This window comes from Flavobacterium sp. (genome assembly GCF_036759525.1).
Lineage (GTDB): Bacteria > Bacteroidota > Bacteroidia > Flavobacteriales > Flavobacteriaceae > Flavobacterium.
Map to the genome: position 1 here is coordinate 17,469 of NZ_DAIOUN010000006.1, position 19,990 is coordinate 37,458.

Annotated in this window: 19 protein-coding genes; 7 read left to right on the forward strand and 12 right to left on the reverse strand. The window is 36.2% G+C overall.

From position 1 onward, the window contains the following. Positions 1 to 25: 25 nt before the first annotated feature. Positions 26 to 976 carry an isopenicillin N synthase family dioxygenase gene (locus V7M80_RS06275; RefSeq protein WP_333694817.1) on the reverse strand — a complete coding sequence of 317 codons (951 nt, stop codon included), beginning with the start codon at positions 974 to 976 and terminating at the stop codon, positions 26 to 28. Positions 977 to 1,165: 189 nt separating this feature from the next. Here V7M80_RS06275 and V7M80_RS06280 point away from each other — a divergent pair, with 189 nt between their 5' ends. From V7M80_RS06280 to V7M80_RS06290, 3 genes are all read left to right on the forward strand, one after another. Next, positions 1,166 to 3,142: an alpha-ketoacid dehydrogenase subunit alpha/beta gene (locus V7M80_RS06280; protein WP_333694818.1), complete on the forward strand. Its 1,977-nt coding sequence runs from the start codon at positions 1,166 to 1,168 to the stop codon at positions 3,140 to 3,142. A gap of 91 nt (positions 3,143 to 3,233) precedes the next feature. After that, complete coding sequence (locus V7M80_RS06285) at positions 3,234 to 3,851, forward strand: matrixin family metalloprotease (protein ID WP_333694819.1); 618 nt, start codon at positions 3,234 to 3,236, stop codon at positions 3,849 to 3,851. A gap of 27 nt (positions 3,852 to 3,878) precedes the next feature. Then, complete coding sequence (locus V7M80_RS06290; RefSeq protein ID WP_333694820.1) at positions 3,879 to 4,418, forward strand: methylated-DNA--[protein]-cysteine S-methyltransferase; 540 nt, start codon at positions 3,879 to 3,881, stop codon at positions 4,416 to 4,418. Positions 4,419 to 4,549: 131 nt separating this feature from the next. Here V7M80_RS06290 and V7M80_RS06295 read toward each other — a convergent pair whose 3' ends face one another. The 11 genes from V7M80_RS06295 to V7M80_RS06345 all read right to left on the reverse strand — a co-directional run bounded on the left by V7M80_RS06295 (position 4,550) and on the right by V7M80_RS06345 (position 15,671). Then, a complete protein-coding gene (locus tag V7M80_RS06295; protein WP_333694822.1) occupies positions 4,550 to 5,299 on the reverse strand; it encodes a maleate cis-trans isomerase family protein in 750 nt (249 codons plus the stop codon). Between the two features lie 2 nt (positions 5,300 to 5,301). Next, positions 5,302 to 5,811 carry a hypothetical protein gene (locus tag V7M80_RS06300; RefSeq protein ID WP_333694823.1) on the reverse strand — a complete coding sequence of 170 codons (510 nt, stop codon included), beginning with the start codon at positions 5,809 to 5,811 and terminating at the stop codon, positions 5,302 to 5,304. Positions 5,812 to 5,848: 37 nt separating this feature from the next. Continuing rightward, positions 5,849 to 6,757 carry a fumarylacetoacetate hydrolase family protein gene (locus V7M80_RS06305; RefSeq protein WP_333694825.1) on the reverse strand — a complete coding sequence of 303 codons (909 nt, stop codon included), beginning with the start codon at positions 6,755 to 6,757 and terminating at the stop codon, positions 5,849 to 5,851. Positions 6,758 to 6,818: 61 nt separating this feature from the next. Further along, positions 6,819 to 8,003, reverse strand: coding sequence for a retropepsin-like aspartic protease (locus V7M80_RS06310; protein ID WP_333694827.1), 1,185 nt, complete (start codon positions 8,001 to 8,003; stop codon positions 6,819 to 6,821). A gap of 10 nt (positions 8,004 to 8,013) precedes the next feature. Then, a complete protein-coding gene (locus V7M80_RS06315) occupies positions 8,014 to 9,123 on the reverse strand; it encodes a cupin domain-containing protein (RefSeq protein ID WP_333694828.1) in 1,110 nt (369 codons plus the stop codon). 69 nt (positions 9,124 to 9,192) lie between these two features. Further along, positions 9,193 to 10,173 (reverse strand): carbon-nitrogen hydrolase family protein, encoded by a 981-nt coding sequence (locus V7M80_RS06320; RefSeq protein WP_333694829.1) that lies wholly within the window; start codon positions 10,171 to 10,173, stop codon positions 9,193 to 9,195. Positions 10,174 to 10,234: 61 nt separating this feature from the next. Next, entirely contained in the window at positions 10,235 to 10,651 is a 417-nt protein-coding gene (locus V7M80_RS06325; RefSeq protein WP_333694830.1) for an acyl-CoA thioesterase, read from the reverse strand. A 32-nt stretch (positions 10,652 to 10,683) separates the two neighbouring features. After that, the gene (locus V7M80_RS06330; protein WP_333694832.1) at positions 10,684 to 12,252 is read right to left on the reverse strand and encodes an AMP-binding protein; all 1,569 of its coding nucleotides are present in this window, start codon (positions 12,250 to 12,252) and stop codon (positions 10,684 to 10,686) included. 25 nt (positions 12,253 to 12,277) lie between these two features. Next, a complete protein-coding gene (locus tag V7M80_RS06335) occupies positions 12,278 to 12,640 on the reverse strand; it encodes a four helix bundle protein (protein WP_333694834.1) in 363 nt (120 codons plus the stop codon). Positions 12,641 to 12,712: 72 nt separating this feature from the next. Further along, positions 12,713 to 15,013 carry an oxidoreductase gene (locus V7M80_RS06340; protein ID WP_333694835.1) on the reverse strand — a complete coding sequence of 767 codons (2,301 nt, stop codon included), beginning with the start codon at positions 15,011 to 15,013 and terminating at the stop codon, positions 12,713 to 12,715. A gap of 52 nt (positions 15,014 to 15,065) precedes the next feature. Beyond that, positions 15,066 to 15,671, reverse strand: a complete 606-nt coding sequence (locus V7M80_RS06345) for a flavin reductase family protein (protein WP_333694836.1) — start codon at positions 15,669 to 15,671, stop codon at positions 15,066 to 15,068. A gap of 257 nt (positions 15,672 to 15,928) precedes the next feature. Here V7M80_RS06345 and V7M80_RS06350 point away from each other — a divergent pair, with 257 nt between their 5' ends. The 4 genes from V7M80_RS06350 (at position 15,929) to V7M80_RS06365 (ending at position 19,929) form a co-directional block, all read left to right on the forward strand. Further along, entirely contained in the window at positions 15,929 to 16,348 is a 420-nt protein-coding gene (locus tag V7M80_RS06350; protein WP_333694837.1) for a transposase-like zinc-binding domain-containing protein, read from the forward strand. Positions 16,349 to 16,458: 110 nt separating this feature from the next. Further along, positions 16,459 to 17,838: a porin gene (locus tag V7M80_RS06355; RefSeq protein WP_333694839.1), complete on the forward strand. Its 1,380-nt coding sequence runs from the start codon at positions 16,459 to 16,461 to the stop codon at positions 17,836 to 17,838. A gap of 17 nt (positions 17,839 to 17,855) precedes the next feature. Further along, the gene (locus tag V7M80_RS06360; RefSeq protein WP_333694841.1) at positions 17,856 to 18,116 is read left to right on the forward strand and encodes a DUF4212 domain-containing protein; all 261 of its coding nucleotides are present in this window, start codon (positions 17,856 to 17,858) and stop codon (positions 18,114 to 18,116) included. Between the two features lie 100 nt (positions 18,117 to 18,216). Then, positions 18,217 to 19,929 (forward strand): sodium:solute symporter family protein, encoded by a 1,713-nt coding sequence (locus tag V7M80_RS06365; protein WP_333694842.1) that lies wholly within the window; start codon positions 18,217 to 18,219, stop codon positions 19,927 to 19,929. Positions 19,930 to 19,990 lie beyond the last annotated feature (61 nt).

Sequence of the window (19,990 nt, forward strand, 5' to 3'; positions counted from 1 at the left end):
TCTTTCTTTTATGAGTTAATAAAATTTACTTCTTAATCAATCCCAAATCAACCAAACGTTCATGCAAAAATTCTCCGGCAGAAATGTCTTCGTATAGTTTTGGATTGTTTTCATCAATACAATCTTCCAATACATCCAAACGCATGTCGCTTACCGGATGCATAAAGAAAGGAATGGAATAACGTGAAGTTCCCCATAACTCTCTTGGTGGATTCACCACTTGATGTATAGTCGATTTTAATTTATTATTGGTGTGACGTGATAACATATCGCCTACATTAATCATCAATTCATCCGGTTCTGCCATGGCATCAATCCAATCGCCGTTATGGTTTTGCACTTGTAATCCTTTACCTTGTGCTCCCATCAATAAGGTTATCAAGTTGATATCACCATGAGCCGCTGCACGAACGGCATCTTTAGGTTCATCAGTAATTGGTGGATAATGAATCGGACGTAAAATACTGTTTCCGTCTTTGATGTATTTATCGAAATAGAATTCATCTAAACCTAAATATAGTGCTAAAGCTCTCAAAACATAAACTCCGGTTTTCTCCAACATTTGATAGGCTTCTTTACCTACCTCATTAAATTTTGGCAGTTCCGTAACTTCAACGTTGTCAGGATATTCTCCGGCATATTTTGAACCTTCACTTACATATTGACCAAAGTGCCAAAACTCTTTTAAATCACCGGCAGAGCGTCCTTTAGCATGTTCTTTACCAAAAGAAACATAACCGCGTTGCCCACCAATACCCGGAATTTCATATTTGGATTTGGTTTCTAATGGCAGGTTAAAAAAGTTACGTACTTCTGAGTACAATTCATCCACCAATCGGTCATCTAAAAAATGACCTTTAAGGGCTACAAACCCTATATCTGAATAAGCTTTTCCGATTTCATTTACAAATTTTTGTTTGCGTACCGGGTCATCCGATAGGAAATCACGCAAGTCAACACTAGGAATTTTTTGCATAGTAAATTGTTATTTGTTAATAACTCTAAGTGAGTTGAATGCTTGTAAATACAAATGTAAATAAATATTTGGAACTTCAAAATTCAAAGTTATTAACACATGCGAAAACGTTATATAAAAAAGTATCACAAAAAGGATTGAATTTGTTATTTTTTGTACTTTTGAGGGCGTTTTAAAAACACCCAAACTATGCTTTTTGATAGAAAAAACCTCTCTGATTCAACTTTACTGGAATTATACACCGCATTACTTAAACCCCGTTTGATTGAAGAAAAAATGCTTATCCTGCTTCGACAAGGAAAAATTTCCAAATGGTTTTCCGGTATTGGTCAGGAAGCGATTTCAGTTGGTATTGCCTCGGCTCTGGACAAAGATGAATACATTTTACCTATGCACCGAAATTTAGGTGTTTTTACAACAAGAGAAATTCCTTTGAAACGATTATTTGCCCAATGGCAAGGTAAAAAAAGTGGTTTTACTAAAGGTAGAGATCGTTCGTTTCACTTTGGCACACAAGAGTACAAGATTGTTGGAATGATATCGCACTTGGGTCCGCAATTGGGTGTGGCAGACGGAATTGCCTTAGCCAATAAACTCAAAAAGAATGGTAAAGTCACTGCGGTATTTACCGGAGAAGGAGCTACCAGCGAAGGTGATTTTCATGAAGCCTTAAATATTGCTTCGGTTTGGGATTTACCGGTCTTGTTTGTTATTGAAAATAATGGCTATGGGCTATCAACTCCAACTAATGAACAATACCGTTGTGCAAATTTGGCCGATAAAGGGATTGGTTACGGAATGGAAAGTCACATCATTGATGGGAACAATATTTTGGAGGTATATTCTAAAGTATCTGAATTGGTAGCCTCATTGCGTGAAAATCCAAGACCGGTGTTGTTGGAATTTTTGACCTTTAGAATGCGGGGACATGAAGAGGCGAGTGGTACCAAATATGTTCCGCAAGACTTAATGGATGAATGGGCGAAGAAAGATCCAATTGAAAACTACAGAACCTATTTGATAGAGCGTGGCATTTTGACTACAGAAAAAGATGAATCCATACGTCAAGAATTCAAGCAAGAAATGGATGAACATATTCGTTTGGTTTTTGAAGAACCCGACTTGGTAGCAAATTTAGAAGAAGAGTTAAATGATGTTTATAAACCCTACGAATTTGAAGCATTTACTCATTCATCTGTTACCGAAAACATTCGTTTAATTGATGCCATTACACAAAGTTTAAAACAATCCATGGAACGCCACCCCAACTTGGTTATTATGGGGCAAGATATTGCAGAATATGGCGGAGCATTTAAAGTTACCGATGGTTTTATAAACCTTTTTGGCAAAGATCGTGTTCGTAATACGCCGATATGTGAAAGTGCTGTAGTATCTGCCGGAATGGGATTATCAATTAACGGTCATAAAGCCATTGTAGAGATGCAGTTTGCCGATTTTGTTTCAACTGGATTTAATCCGATTGTGAATTTATTAGCCAAGCAGCATTACCGATGGAATGAAAAAGCCGATGTGGTTGTTCGAATGCCCTGTGGTGGTGGAACACAAGCCGGACCTTTTCACTCACAAACCAACGAAGCCTGGTTTACCAAAACACCCGGTTTAAAAGTGGTTTATCCTGCCTTTCCGTATGATGCAAAAGGCTTATTAAATACGGCGATTAACGACCCGAATCCGGTGATGTATTTTGAACACAAACAATTGTATCGCAGCATTTATCAAGATGTTCCAACCGATTATTATACCATTCCTTTTGGAAAAGCAGCTTTGTTAAAAGAAGGAACGCAAGTAACTATTATTTCATTTGGTGCCGGAGTGCATTGGGCTTTGGAAACCTTATCAAAACATCCTGAAATTAGTGCGGATGTGTTGGATTTACGTACGTTACAGCCATTAGATACTGAAGCTATCTTTAAATCCGTTAAGAAAACCAATAAATGTATTATTCTTCAAGAAGATACTTTGTTTGGCGGAATTGCCAGTGATATTTCGTCAATGATTATGGAAAATTGCTTTGAGTATTTGGATGGTCCGGTGCGAAGAGTAGGTAGTTTAGAATCGCCTATCCCATTTGTAAAAGCATTGGAAGATCAATATTTACCTAAAGAACGATTTGAGAGAGAATTATTGGATTTGGTGGCGTATTAGTTATCGGTTGTCTGTTGTCTGTTATCGGTTACAGGTTATAGGTTATAGGTTTTCAGATTAGGGGTATATTCGTGTTTTAAATCGTAAAAAAATGAAGCTTATTTCCTTGGTTTTAGTGGTAGCTTTTTTTTGGAGTTGTAGCCCAAAAACTTCTTCAGAAACAAAGGTTGGCATCTTGCCGTATGTTGATTTCCCTAAAGCTAAAACAGATACCATTGCAAAAATTGTTCATGAATTTTATGGTGTTAAAACCATCATTTTGCCCAATAAGATGCATGATGTTTCAACCTTCATCAATGTGAAATCGCCACGATATCGAGCGGATAAAATTATAAAACTTCAAAAGGAAGAACTTCCTGATTCATTAGATTATATCATCGGTTTAACTGAAAAAGATATTTCAACTTCCAAAAAAGAAAATGGTAAAATAAAAGAACCAACGTATAAATATGAAGATTGGGGAATTATGGGTTTGGCGTATTGTCCGGGAAAAAGTTGCGTGGTTTCTACTTTCAGAATTCAACACAAGAACAAAGCTGTTCATTTTATGCGATTAAAGAAAGTTACAGTTCACGAATTCGGGCATAATTTTGGTTTGCCACATTGTCCTGATAAAAAATGCGTGATGACTGATGCTGTAGAAAGTGTCGCCACGATTGATAATGCTCAACTTAGCTTGTGTCAAAGTTGCCAAAACAAACTGAAATAGGTACTTTTATTTCATAAATAGAGCATAATGCTATCTCAAACCATTTACATTCACTACTATCAATCCCCGGTTGGAGAGCTTATTTTAGGCGATTATAATGACCAATTGTGTTTGTGTGATTGGCGATATCGCAAAATGCGAAATGCGATTGATGCACGAATTTTAAAAGGTTTGCAAGCTGAATTTGTTGAAAAAGGTACTCCTTTGTTAGTCGAAACCCAAAAACAATTGCAAGCTTATTTTGAAAAAAGTCAAACTACGTTTGATTTACCTCTTTTGTTAGTGGGAACCAATTTTCAGCAAACCGTTTGGAAAACTCTTCAACAAATAGAGTATGGTAAAACACAAACGTATCTAGGTTTATCCAAACAACTTAACAACCCAAAAGCCATTCGGGCGGTAGCTTCGGCAAATGGTGCCAATGCGATTTCAATAATCATTCCGTGCCATCGAATTATTGGTAGTAATCAAGAATTAGTGGGATATGCAGGAGGATTATCTGCAAAGAAAAAATTGTTGGGGTTGGAACAAGGAAGTCAAATGGAATTATTTTCTATTTCGCCTTAAAAAAACAAAAAGTACTCCCAAAAAAAATAAAAAAGGCACGCTTATCACGAAATATAAACCCAAAAGGTTCAACATAAAAATCCCGCTGGCTAGGAACAGTATGAAAGCTATGCTATATTTCAAATAATTTATCAATATTTCCCACTTAACAATTCGCCACCAATAGGAGATTTGGCATCTATTCCTAATTTTTTCATCATTTCATACGTCGTACAAACCGCAGCTGATGTCACAGGAATGCCACATTCTTCTTGAATCAAATCAATAGCTTCCAACGAAGGCATTTGCACACAAGCCGAAACCACTAAAACATCTACATCCGTTAAATCCAATTGCTTGTAAATTTCCAATAAATTCATTGGGTTTTGAGCGGCTACTTCTAAATTATCAGGAATTTCCAAGGCAATACTTTCTTTCACTTTGATACCTTGGTGCTCGATATAATCTACAACCTTATCTGTTAGTGAACGCATATAAGGTGTAATAATAGATATTTGTTTAGCACCTAAAACCTTCAAACCATTTATCAATGCTCCGGCAGAAGTCACAATTGGAGTAGGGAAGTCGTTGGCAATGGTTTCCTGATGCAAATTCACTTCAGAAACGCAATGATAGCCTCGCCCCATACTCATAATAGCTACTAAACAGGCGTATCCCATCACATCCACATGAGCATCCGATAATTCTTGTGCACATTTTAAACTCATGGCATCCATGGCTTCCAACTCTTCTTTAGTGACTTTTTTCATTCGCATGCGGCTGGAATGAAAGGTGAATCGTTCCGATAGAATCGTTTCCCTTGCTCTAAAAATAGCAGGTATTTCAGTTTCCATAGTGATGTTGGAAGAGGGGACGATTTGGCCTATTTTGTATTTTTTCATGTTTACTTTATTATTTTTTTTCCATTTTCATATTGAAATTGAATCAGATTATTATTTTTATCATAACAAATTTCAATACCGTGCTTTTTTCCATTTTTGTATTCGCAGCTGTAAACTATTGTTCCATTTTCATATAAAACTAAATTAGCTAAATTGACTAAATCAAAGTCTTTAACCTTATAAATTTCCCCATTTGAATGGTAATATATTTCTTTCTTTTTGTAATAATTTGAAGATTCTAAGCTATATTGAATTTCCAAATAAACTTTACCTTTTGCTGACTTATTATAATAAAATAGTATCTTTTTTAAAATACCATTTTCATAAACTTCTCTTGAAATGATTACGCCATTTTTCTTTACACGATCAAAATAGCCATCAAATAAAGTATTATTGTTTGTTGTGTAGAATAGTTCCTTATTCATGTATATACTATCACGAGTATTGATAAAAGTTTTTTGCGAATAAGCAAAACTTGTATAAAAGAATAAGATGAATAATAAATTTTTCATTTAAAAAAAGCTAAGTATAGAAAACTTAGGTTGCCAACTAGATTTCTTTCACCGTATTCACAATCGTTCCAATTCCTTCTACAGTTGCTTCTACTACATCGCCATCCCACATCCATTCTTGAGGATTACGGCCGGCACCCACTCCGGCTGGTGTTCCGGTAGCGATGATGTCGCCGGGTTCAAGTGTGAAAACGGTACTTAAATCCTCAATTAAATCATTGATATTAAACAACATGAATTGGGTGTTGGAATTTTGTTTTTCCACACCGTTCACTTTCAATGACAAATTTAAGTTATGCGGATTCGGAATTTCATCTTTTGTTACCAAATAGGGTCCCATTGGGGCAAACGTATCTTGCCCTTTGGAAACAATCCATTGCCCTTCTCGGCGGCAATCTCTAGCCGAAATATCGTTAATAACTGTATAGCCAAAAACATAATCCAAAGCATTTTCTTTCGGTACATACTTACCATATTCACCAATAACTACAGCCAATTCCACTTCCCAGTCTAATTGTTGGGTTAATTTTGGATTTAATAAAATTTCTGTATTTGGACCCGTTACAGCGGTTGGTGGTTTTGAAAATATGATAGGTTTTTGAGGTAGCTTTCCGGTAGTGTCAAGAGTTCTTGCACTTTCGGCAACGTGTTCGGTGTAATTTAAACCAATTCCGATAATGTTTTTTCGTGGACGTTGGATGGGGGCTAAAATCTCTACTTCGTCCAACGAATAACCAATTTGTTCAAAGTCGATTTCACGGGTTTCCTTTATCATTTCGGTAATTTCTTCAATGATTTCAAATCCTAAATCGATTAAATCCAGCATATCAATGGGTAATGGGAAATTGGATATTTCTCCAAAATCTTCCATGTCAATGATTAAATTATTGTGCAAAAAACCCAATCGGGGTTCTGTGTCTTTCGTTTTGTAGGTAAGTAATTTCATGTAAAAAGGTGCTGAGTTTCTAGGTTGCTAAGGTACTAAGGTTATGTTTAGAATCGAAAATTTAGTGTTCAATTTTCACAATTTGAGTGGATGAATTATTTATGGATTTTACTTCTATTTCGTACGATTGATTATCTTTTCTAAACTTTTTAATTTTAACAATATCGCAAAAAACCATATTTTCCAATATAAAAGTATCTACTCGAATGATTTCGTCACCATATTTCAAAATATCTTTATAAGCAGCATCCCAAACAAAACCAATTGCGTATTTATTATCAATCAAAGTAGCTGAGTAAACTGGCGGTTTTTCGGTTAAAGTAATTTTATCGATTGCTTCAAAATAGAATTTTTTATTTTTGAAATCAATAATAATGTCGCCATGTTTTAACAAATCTAATCCTATTCTGGAATTGTTATCTTCTGTGGTATTGGCAATTAAATTTTCAAAAATAGTTTCATTTACTATAAAATTGGGAGCTCTTAGCAAAACTTGTTCCTTTTGAGGGGCAGCTCCAAAAAGGCCGATACTACTTGAACCGGTACTTCTGGCAAGTTCTTCAATAACATTTTCGTTTGAAATTATAGAAAACGCTCTGTTAGACATTTCAAAAAAGCCATCCATACCCGTATCAACCAAAACTTGTTCTGAAACTTCTTTTTTTTCGTTTAATGAATAATTAATTTTTATATACGGAGATTTTTGTTGACCAATTAAAAGTAATTTTGAAGCTTTTGATTTTGGATTTAAGTTTTTAATATGGTCTGTAATTGTTATTTTTTTGTTTTTCAAACTGATTTTAAGGATAGATTTATGAAACAAATTGCTCCCAATAAAACCATCCATTTTAAAACACTTTAAAATAAAATGGTTTTCTAAATCACTCACCAGTGCCACATTATTTTCAAAATTCAGATTTCCTAGTTTAATAGATTTTACAGCAACCATTTCCATTTGATTGGTTTGATTGTTGGCATCTGAAACATTTATTTTTTTTGAATCGGCAACATTTAATTCTTCTAAAACTCGTTTTGATATCAAGTTAGGAGCTCCGGTATCCAGTAAAAATGTATAGGTTTTGTTGTTTATTGTAACCGGAATCATAATCTTATCATTTACAATTTCAAAATCAATTTCCTGATAATAATTTTTTTCTTGAATACTACCTTTATCTAAAGCTAATTTTTGTGAAAAAAGCAGTTCAGATACCAGTAAAAAAAACAATAAGCTATATATTTTATTCATTCAAATAGATTTAGTTATAGTTTTGAAAACCATTGTTTTGTTCAAATTGTTTTTCTTGATACAAGCCTAAAGTTTCAATAGTAGGTAAATCGTTAAAAGCAAACAAACACGCATCTTCTGTTTCAGAAAGGTTGTGATGTTCGTGCCAAGCCCATGAAGGCACACAAAATATATCGCGTTCCTTCCAATCAAAACGTTGCCCATTGATAACTGAATAGCCTTTACCTTTGGCACACTGGTATACAAAAGATCCGGTATGTTTATGAGCTTTTCCATTAAATCCGGCAGGTAATAATTGCATCGAAGCTCCCATCGTTTGCATGACATGACCTCCGGTTAGCGGATTAGAATACTTCATAAAAATTCCATCAAAAGGATTAGGTTTATTCACTTTTTGAGCTTCCAACAAAGCCGGATAGACTTTTGACCACGAATATTTAAAAAGTGGAGAATACGGTTTGTCCCACGTTTTATCAGCAGGAAGGAGTCCGGCACAACCATACGTAATCGGTGAATAATTCAATGGAGCAACCAATTCTTGTTTGCCATCCAAAACCGCATAATCATTGGCTTCTAAAGCATTCACAAGCGGAATATCGAGTCCGTCTTGCCAAATGCACGTTTTTCCACCTTCTTCCACACCATGTTCATGCCATGTTGAGTTGGGTGTGATGACGAAATCGTTCACTTCCAACATAATTTTATTACCATCTACCACCGTGTATCCTTTTTCACCTTCCATAATAAAACGTAGGGCAGAGGCTCGATGCCGATGAGCAGACGTAAATTCTCCCGGACGAGTCACTTGGATTCCCGTGTACAACCATCCCACAGCGGCGGCGACATCTTTTCTTTTGTCATTCACCAAATACACCACCCGTCGTCCGGCTTGTTCCGGTGTAACTAGTTCGGATGATTTAAGTACCAATTCTCGTAAATCGTCATATTTCCACAACATTGGAACGGAATTGGCCCGTGGTTCCCAGGGCTCAATATCGTTAGCAACCGTCCATAAAGCACCGGCACCCAGGTTTTCCAATTCTTTATAATAAGCTTTTAGTTCTTCCGAATCTTGTACTCGTGCTCTTCCGTAAACGTCGTCTGAATGTTTTGCGTCCATTGTTTATTTAAAATTTGTTTACACCTGACAGGTTTCAAAAACCTGTCAGGTGTTAGAACCTTTAAATGTTTATTTCTTATTAAACTCCTCGTGATTATCAATAAACGTAATCTTTCTGGTTGGAGCGGTATTTACCCGTAAATCAAAGATATCAAATCGGTTGTAATGTCCCAAAATATCGTGCATTTGTTTCGGTTGAATGCATTTTTCCAAATCGATATCGGCATACACAATTCCTTCATCATCAATCAAAGGTTCGCCTACAACAGCTCCGTTAGGTCCTATAATTCCTGAGAAAGCCGAACTTTTTCGTGTCAATAAGTCTTCGATATTTGGAACATCCGGTTTCAAAACGTCCCTAATTTCTTTTGAAATGGTAGAACACGAAACAATGGTAAATAATTTTCCTTCAAACGAATGTGCCGCAGCACGAATTTTAATCGCTTCCGCCATGTTGTAATCGGGAGGAGCCACGGGAAGCGAAATATAATTGGCAATGTGAATCAATTCGCCTTGCGATAATAAGGTAAAGCGAGCTAATGTATTCGTATTTTCACCACAAGCTAAAGTACCAATGGGTCCGATTTCTGTTTTATATACTTTTAATGAAGAACCGTCACCGCTTGTCCAAGTGAGTTTTTCTGCCCAAGTTGGAACAAGCTTTCTATGTTTTCCGATAAGCGTTCCGTGGTTATCGATGATGAGATTGGTATTGTAAATTTCGCCATAACTATCGCCACGTTCGTTGATTCCGATAACAATGTGCATATTGAAATCTTTTGCGGCTTGGAATAACGGTTTCATTGCTTCATCCGTTACAGCGACCGAATTTTTATATAATTGTTCATACCATTTGCTGCCTTGTACGGGTGTCATAATCCAGTTCCAATACGGATATCCGGCAATGAAAACTTCCGGAAAGGCAATTAAATGAGCACCATTTGAACTGGCTTCTTTAATGAAAGAAATCGCTTTTTCAATGGTTTTATCCACGTTTAAAAAAACGGGTGCGGTTTGAACGGCGGCGGCTTTGAATTTTGGAAAGTTCATAGTTATTAATTACGAATTGGGAATTACGAATTATGAATTGAAAACGAAATTAAATCGTAATTCATAATTTGTAATTCATAATTTTATTTTTCATTTCTTCCGAAAAACCTTCGGCTTTAATTTTCTCACGATCTTCGGCAATTTTTACATTAACGAGGGTTACTTCACCTTCTAAAACGGTTACTTCTTTTTCATTCACAAATTGAAATCCGCACAAAACAGAGGCAAAACCAATGTCTTTTACCCATAATTTTTTAGTCAGAACTTCTCCTAATCGAGCGGGATTTTTGAATTGGATTTTTAAATCAACTGTGGGAATTCCGTTCGTTTCGTGCATTTTGGAAAACGGTCGGTCTAGTGCTTCTTCAAACCAATCTTCGACTAAATCATTGAGCATTTCTAGAAATCGTGGATAAAACACGATGCCTGCGTAGTCAATGTGTTTGAATTTTATTTTTTCTTGTTTGGTGAAAATCATACTTCTTGTTTTGTCTTGATACTTAATAATACCTACTTTAATTTAAACCGCTGTATTTTTCCTGTCTCCGTTTTCGGCAAAGCCTCCGCAAAATAAATCACTCTTGGATATTTATAAGGAGCCGCTACTTCTTTGAACCAGTGTTGAATATGGTTTTTCATATTGTCTGTTGCTTTAGCTTTATCTTTTAGAACAATATGAGCACAAACCAACATACCACGTTCCTCATCGGGTAAACCAACTACGGCACATTCCAAAATTTCTTCGTGGGTTAAAAGTACGGATTCTACTTCAATTGCCGCAATATTATAGCCGGAAGAAATAATCATATCGTCGCCCCGAGCCACAAACCAGAAGTAACCGTCCTCGTCTTGCTTGAAAATATCTCCGGTAATGTTCCAACCGTTTTGAACGTATTCTCTTTGTTTTTCGATGCGATTTAGGTATTTGCAACCTGTGATTCCTCTGACGGCTAATCGGCCGGGTTCGTTTCTGGAAACTTCATTGCCATTGGCATCAATAATTTTCGCTTCATAACCTGTAATTGCCAAACCTGTAGCACCGGGTTTCATGTTTTCTTCGTTTGAAGAAATAAAAATGTGTAGCATTTCTGTCGCACCAATACCGTCAATGATTTTTAATCCGGTGGCGTTGTGCCAATCTTCCCAAACTTTCAATGGTAACGTTTCTCCGGCTGAGACACATTTGCGTAAGCTGGAAATATCATAGTCTTTTACTTTTGTAGTGATGATTCGCCAAGCCGTTGGAGCCGTAAAACAAATGGTGATTTTATAGTCTTGAATGGCTTGCAATAATATATCCGGCGATGGTTTTTCAATTAAAAATGTGGAAGCACCAAAATACATTGGGAACAAAACCAATCCACCCAAACCAAACGTAAAACCGATTGGCGGACTTCCGGTAAATATATCGTTGGTAGTTGGTTGTAGCGAATATACTGGAAAAGCCTCGCAAATATTCAAAATATCTTTATGATAATGTGCTGTCATTTTAGGTAAACCGGTTGTTCCCGAGGTAAAACCGATTAAGGCCACACTGTCTGCTTTAGAGTGAAAGTTATCAAATGTTTTCGCTTTGGATGCCATTAATTGTTCTAATTCTGCATTGCCGTAGAAACAGGTTTTCTGTATAAAATTTGATTTAACCAAATGCATTTCTTCTTCCAATTCTTTATCGCACAAGGTAATAGAAATCTCCGCACAATCGATAATAGTTGTCAATTCTTTCGAACGCAGTAGGGGCATAGTCGCCACTACAATGCCACCTGCCTTTAAAACAGCAAACCAGCAAGCCACCATCATGGGATTATTGGCCGATCGCAACAAAACTCGATTTCCGGTTTGTAGTCCCAAATCGTCAATTAAAACATGTGCAATTTGATTCGCTTTTTCATATAAGTCTTGATACGTCCACGTTTCTTCAAAAGTACGAAGGCAAGGTGCGTTACCATGACCATTTAGAATGTGAAAATCTAAAAGACGTTCTACACAATTGAGCATTTCGGTTTCATACTTTCCTTGTAAATAAGTAGGCTGCAAGTCGATGCTTGGTAAGGAATTGTGTGCGAAATTGTCGATCATTTAATTACAAATTATGAATTACGAATTATGAATTGGTAGAATTCCGAAGGGTTTTTTGGATAGAACCAATTATTCTTAATAGTTTATCAACATCTTTTAATAAACTTTCAGCTTCATCTTCCGGTAAATAGTTAGTGTCCTTTAATAATCTTATCCAATAATTAGTTTCTCTGGCCTCCTTGTATGAAATGGTTAGTTTAGCGTAAAAATCTATACTTGACTGCCCACCAATAGCCTCTTCAATATTTGCTCCAATAGATGTACCACATCTCAAGAGCTGTTTGCTTAATACATATTCTTTCTTTTGTTCAGAAAGATATTTGAAAATCTCTATAATACGTACTGCAAAAGCATAACTTTTTATTTGTACAACGTTATCATTTCTCATAATTGATAATTCGAAATTGATAATTCGTAATTGATAGTTCGTAATTCATAATTCGTAATTCATAATTCGTAATTATTTCTTATTACTCTTCGGCTTCAACGCTTTCTTCATTCCTTCCATTTGTTTTCGTTCAGCTACTTTCAACGGATATAAATGCGAACTTCCCATTTTATATGGTAACGGAATATCATTCGTTTGCACATTTTCATACGCTTGAGCATTTCTAACAAAGTTGGCATCGGCTAATAAGGGTCTGCCTAACGCTACTAAATCGGCTCTTCCGTTTAAAATGATGGTGTTGATTTGATCAATGTCTTGGATGTAACCTGCTGTAATGGTTGGAATATGAACGGTGTTTCGAACTAAATCCGAAAAAGGCGTTTGCCACATTCTGCCCATTTGTGGCTTTTGATGTGCAACTGTATTTCCGGTGGAAACATTGATGACATCTGCTCCGGCTGATTTGAAAGCATTGGCAATGTAAATCACCTCTTCCTCTGAAATACCATTTTCAGCCCAATCGGAAGCAGAAATTCTAACTGACATGGGTTTGTGTTGCGGAAAAACGTTTCGCATTTCAATAAAAACGCGTATCGGAAATTTGATTCGGTTTTCGATACTTCCACCAAATTCATCACTGCGAATATTGGTTAAGGGTGATAAAAAAGAAGCTAATAAAAATCCGTGATGAGCTTGTAATTCAATCATATCAAATCCCGCTTTTTCGGCATTTTTAGTGGCTTGAACAAATTCTGCTGTAATTTTGTCCATATCTTCAAAATTCATTTCCTTCGGAGTTGCCAGGTTAGAATGGAAAGGAATAGGAGAGGCTGAAAGTAATTCCCAAGCCTCATCAATCGGTTCGTTTTGACCTTCCCACGGTTTTTTGAGGGCTCCTTTTCGACCGGAATGTCCGAGTTGGATTCCGATTTTAGTTTGTGTATGTTGATGAATAAAATCTGTAATTTTTTTCCATTCAACCACTTGATTTTCATTGTAAATACCGGCACAACCTAAAGTGATACGTCCGGTTGGTGAAACTGCTGTCATTTCGGTTAAAATCAATCCTACACCTCCGGTTGCACGACTACCGTAATGCACCAAATGCCAATGGTTCACCAAACCGTTTTCGGCAGAATATTGTCCCATTGGAGTCAATACAATTCGGTTGAAAAGTTCTACATCCCGAAGTTTAAATTTTGAAAATGCCGCTGATTGATTTTTATCATTGACATTGCAATTGTCATTAAATTCCTTTAAAACTTTATCCGTAAATGATTTATCTCGAATTTGAAGATTTTCAAACGTCACTTTTTTGGAACGCGTCATGCATCCAAAAGCAAATTGATAAAAAGGATGTTGTATGTGCCGATCCATATTTTCAAACCAATCCAACGAAACCAGTGCGGCATATTGAATCATTTCTACCGTATTTCTCCGGGATTTGTCATATTGTTCAAAAGCGGCTTGTACATTATTGGGATTGGCAATCACAGCATCTGATAAACCAATTGCCGAATCCATAGCTAATTTGGTTCCGGAACCAATAGAGTAGTGGGCGGTTGCTTTGGCATCACCCAATAAAACAATAGTTTTGTGAAACCACTTTTCATTGGTTACGTGCGGAAATTGTCGCCAATGTGATTTGTTGGAAATGAGTGGATGACCGTCTAATTCATCTTTGAAGATTTCGGCTATTTTTTGAATGGTATCTTCCTCATTTGTGACTTCAAAACCAAATTTTTGCCAAGTTTCATCACTACATTCAAAAATCCAGGTGCTCATTCCTTCTTCGTATTGGTACGTATGAGCTACGATGGTTCCGAATGGTGTTGTTCTGAAAAAATAGGTAAACGCATCTAAGGGTTTGGTGGAACCTAGCCAAACGAAACGGTTCTTTTTGAGTTCGATTTTAGTGCCGAATTCAGAAGCCAATTGCGTTCGAATAGCACTCCCAATTCCGTCACAAGCCACAATAATATCAGAATCAGCAAACTGACTTAAATCGTCTACATTTTGTTCAAAATGCAAGTTGACACCTTCCTCACGGCAACGTTGATGGAGTAATTTTAATAAGGTTTTACGGGAACAACCACAAAATCCGTTACCGGAAATGTTTACGTTTTGACCGTCACGAGCAATGATAATATCATCCCAATAGGCAAATTGACTACGAATAAGTTCGTATGATTGCACATCTCGCATCAAGAATTCACCTAAGGTTTCATCGGAGAATACCACACCAAAACCAAAACTGTCGTCAGGTTTGTTGCGTTCGTACACATCGATTTGGCAATGAGGCATTGCTTTTTTGGTTAATATGGAAAAGTAGAGTCCGCCCGGACCACCACCTATAACTGTTATTTTTTTCATTTTTATTTTGACACGGATTTCACCGATTTACACTGATTTTTTAAACTTTAAATTACGCCCTTTTAATCGAAAAAAGTTCTCCCAACGTACTATAATTTGAACCTGCTAAACGAGCTATGGGTTTATAAACCTCTAAATTGATTCGATTGTTTTCCATTAAAATAGCATCATCAATATGAATGGTTTTTATTTTTCCAATAACAATACAAGCTCCGCCACCGTTATTATTATCCATAAAATAGTGATGAATCATTTCACATTCCAAATGAATCGGACTTTCTTTGACGCGTTTGGGTTTTATGAAAACAGAATCCATCGGAGTAAGATTGGTTAATTCAAATTCATCTACATCGGCTGGAACAGCTGCAGAGGTGGCATTCATGGATTCAACGGTATCTAGAGTTGCTAAATTCACAACAAATTCGCCGTTACTTAATACATTGTTCAAGGTGTCTTTGTTCTTGTTGTTGTCTCTGGCAGTTGAAAACATGATACAAGGTGGATCATGAGAAACCATATTAAAATAAGAAAATGGAGCCAAGTTGTTAATCCCGTTTCTGTCAATTGTAGAAATCCATCCAATAGGTCTCGGAATGATGATGCCGGTTAGTAGTTTATATAAAACAGAAGGGTCTGTTTTTTGAGTTTCAAATTGCATAGTTTGTTTGTAGTTTCTACAAATTAAAGAAAATAGCACGAATATTTTCCCTTTTTTAAAGTCAAAAATGTTAGAAAAATTAGAATCGCAGTTGTAATTATCAGCAAAACGTTGTTTTTGAAGAAACCGTTTAAATTTATACAGTTTACAATTTTAAGGCGTTAAAATTATATAGTCTGTAAATTTTGATTAAAAAAAATATAAAAAATGTTTTTGTATTATTGCTAATTTAATATATTTATGCAAATTTTTTATATATGGAGATTTTAGCTTGTCCGAAATGCCAATGCAGTACTATAGTAAAAAGTGGCATTATTAAAGATAGACAAAGGTATTTGTGCAAAAAATGCAACTATTTTTTTACCGTAAATAAATTGGGTAAAAAGATCGATGATTACTATGTTACCAAAGCATTACAATTGTATTTGGAGGGCTTGAGTTATCGTGAAATTGAACGTATTATTGGGGTTTCTCATGTTACGGTAAGCAATTGGGTTAAAGAGTTCAAAATTAAAAAACCGGCTCATACCGATTACCATCCTACTTATAAGATTTACAATCATTTAGAATTGGTAGAATTCCTAAAAAATAAAGATCAATTGAAAGGTGCCGGTATGATTATAACTGAATTAGGTGATAAATTTATGTTGATAAAATGGGAGCGTTTCAAAGATTAGCTATAGTATTTTACAAAAATATATAACAAAATTTTTTTCTTCCTCATAAAAATAGAATTTGGTACGGTCAAAAACAGACTAACAAAACCATTTAAACCAAAATTCTATTTATGAAAAAAAGTATTTTAACATGCACTTTACTGTTGACTTCCTTTCTGGGTTTTACCCAAGGGTCTACAGATTATGGTGGGGGTTTAAAATTTAATTTAAATCCCGAAGGAACCAAATACATGCGTTTTATTGCATGGAATCAAATTTGGTTGCGTTCTTCCGAGATGAATCCCGGGACATTGATTGGAGACGAAAGCATTTCAAAACAAGAAGATATCGGTCTTCGACGATTGCGTTTATTGGCATATGCCCAAATTTCGCCACGTTACATGATTGTAACTCATATTGGTATTAACAATCAAACTTTTATTAACGGCGGTGCATCCGGATCAAGTGGAACCGGCGGATATGGCAATGGAAAAAAACCGGGTCTCTTTTTTCATGATGCATGGAATGAATATGCAGTGGTATTACCCAAAGAAGACAAACCCTTTAGTTTGAGTGTAGGTGGCGGATTGCATTATTATATGGGATTATCACGTATGACGATGTCGTCTACTTTGAACTACATGACAATTGATGCTCCAATTTTCAATTGGCCATTGATTGAAAACTCCGATCAATTTGCCAGACAAATTGGAATTTTTGCCAAAGGAAAATACAACCGTTTGGAGTATCGATTAAGTCTAAACAAGCCTTTTGCTACCAATCAAGTTCCAACAGATGTTACAGATGCTGATTTGGCTCGTGCGGTTGATAACAATCACAATGCCAAGTGGTCTAAGGCGGGGTATTTTGAATACCAATTTTTTGATAAAGAATCTAATTTTCTACCCTTCAAAGTTGGAAGTTATTTGGGAACCAAAAAAATGTTCAATTTGGGAGCCGGTTTTTACACAGCACCCAGTTCAACTAAAAGTTCAGTAAACGGAGTTACAGAAAGACATGCTACAAACTTATTTGCCGGTGATGTTTTTTTAGATTTACCCATAGGCAATAAGGAGAAAAAAATGGCTGTAACAGGTTATAGTGTTTTCTACTCGTATGATTTTGGTCCGAATTACTTGAGAAATATCGGAATTATGAATGAAGGTGTAGCCGACCCCACTTTTACCGGTGGAAGAGCTTTGGCCGGACCCGGAAATATGCAGCCTATGATAGGAACGGGGTCGATTTGGTATACTCAAGCCGGAGTTTTGTTACCCAATAAAAATGAAAAACCTAAAGTGAGAATACAACCTTTTGCAGCTTACACTTACAAAAATTTTGAAGCTTTAGAAAAACCTAGTAATCAATTTGATTTGGGAACCAATTTTTTCTTAGATGGGCATCATGCTAAAATTACAGCACAATATTCAAACAGACCGGTTTACACTGCTGTTGATAAAATTGACTCCTATAAAGGTGAATTCTTATTACAATTACAAATTTATTTATAAACTTAAACGAACTAATTATGAGCAATCAAGCAAATGCTACAGCCTATTGGAAAGAGAATTTAAAGTATCTTCTCATTCTGTTATCAATTTGGTTTTTGGTGTCCTACGGAGCCGGAATTTTATTTAAAGACGCATTAGATGCAATCAAAATAGGTGGTTTTCCACTCGGATTTTGGTTTGCACAGCAAGGATCAATTTATGTTTTTGTGGTTTTGATTTTTGTATATGTTCGACTAATGAACAAATTGGATAAAAAATACGGATACGACGAAGAGTAGTTTTCGGATGTCAGTTATCAGTTTACTGTAAAATATTAAATATTTAACTAACTCAGCTGCTCAGTATCTTAGTACTAAGCAGCTCTAAAAAATAAACAAAATGGATGTACAAATTTGGACATATATTATCGTAGGGATCACATTTGCTCTCTACATCGGAATTGCAATCTGGTCTCGTGCCGGATCAACCAAAGAATTTTATGTAGCCGGTGGAGGTGTTTCTCCTTTGGCTAACGGAATGGCTACTGCCGCAGATTGGATGTCGGCTGCTTCTTTTATTTCCATGGCGGGAATTATTTCTTTTGCCGGATACGATGGTGCAGTTTACCTAATGGGTTGGACCGGTGGTTATGTTTTATTAGCTTTATTATTGGCTCCTTATCTAAGAAAATTCGGGAAATTTACAGTGCCGGATTTTGTTGGGGATCGTTATTATTCCAAAACTGCTCGATTTGTAGCTGTTGTGTGTGCTTTAATTGTTTCGTTTACTTATGTAATGGGTCAAATGCGTGGAGTAGGAGTGGTTTTCTCCAGATTCTTAGAGGTAGATATTAATACCGGTGTAATCATTGGTATGGTAATCGTATTATTCTACGCGGTTTTAGGTGGAATGAAAGGTATTACCTATACACAAGTAGCTCAGTATTGTGTATTGATTTTTGCTTTCATGGTTCCTGCTATTTTTATTTCCATTCAAATGACCGGAAATCCAATTCCTCAATTGGGTATGGGTGGAACTGTGGCCGATGGTTCCGGAACGTATTTGTTAGACAAATTAAATGGTTTGCAAGCAGAATTGGGTTTTGATGAATATACCAATGGTTCAAAATCGATGATTGATGTTTTTGCTATAACATTAGCTTTAATGGTTGGAACTGCCGGATTACCTCACGTAATTGTTCGTTTTTTCACCGTTAAAAAAGTACGTGACGCTCGTAAATCTGCCGGTTGGGCACTGTTATTGATCGCTATTCTTTATACTACTGCTCCGGCTGTAGCTGTTTTTGCAAAAGCTAATTTGATAGAAACCGTTAGCAACAAAGACTATTCTGCAATGCCCCAATGGTTTGTGAATTGGGAAAAAACCGGATTGTTGACATTTGAAGATAAAAATGCAGATGGAAAAATTCAATATGTAGCCGATAAAGAAGCAAACGAATTAAAAATAGACAATGACATTATGGTATTGGCCAATCCGGAAATTGCCAATTTACCCAATTGGGTAATTGCTTTGGTAGCGGCGGGTGCTCTTGCTGCTGCCTTATCAACGGCTGCCGGATTGTTATTGGTTATTTCTTCATCGGTATCACATGATTTGATTAAAAAAATGATAAACCCGGGTATTTCTGAAAAAGGAGAACTTTGGGCTGCTCGTTTGTCTGCCGCAGTTGCCGTTTGTATTGCCGGATATTTTGGAATCAATCCACCGGGATTTGTAGCAGCTGTTGTTGCTTTAGCGTTTGGATTAGCTGCAGCATCTTTTTTTCCGGCTATTATTTTAGGAATTTTCTATAAGAAAATGAATAAAGAGGGAGCTGTTAGCGGAATGGTCGTTGGATTGTTGCTAATGTTATTCTACATGTTGAAATTCAAATTTGGAATTTTTGATGGTGGGAAAGAAATGGTTGATTCCCTAAAACCTGATTGGTGGTTTGGTATTTCACCGGAAGGATTTGGTACTGTAGCCATGATAGTGAACTTTGTAGTTGCTCTAGTAGTAAATAAATTTACGCCTGAACCGCCTCATGACGTTCAAGAAATAGTAGAAAATATTAGAATCCCATCAGGTGCCGGCGAAGCAACCGGACATTAATAAAAGTAAATTTTAAAAACTTACTCTGTTCTTGGATTTCGAGAACAGAGTTTGTACTTTT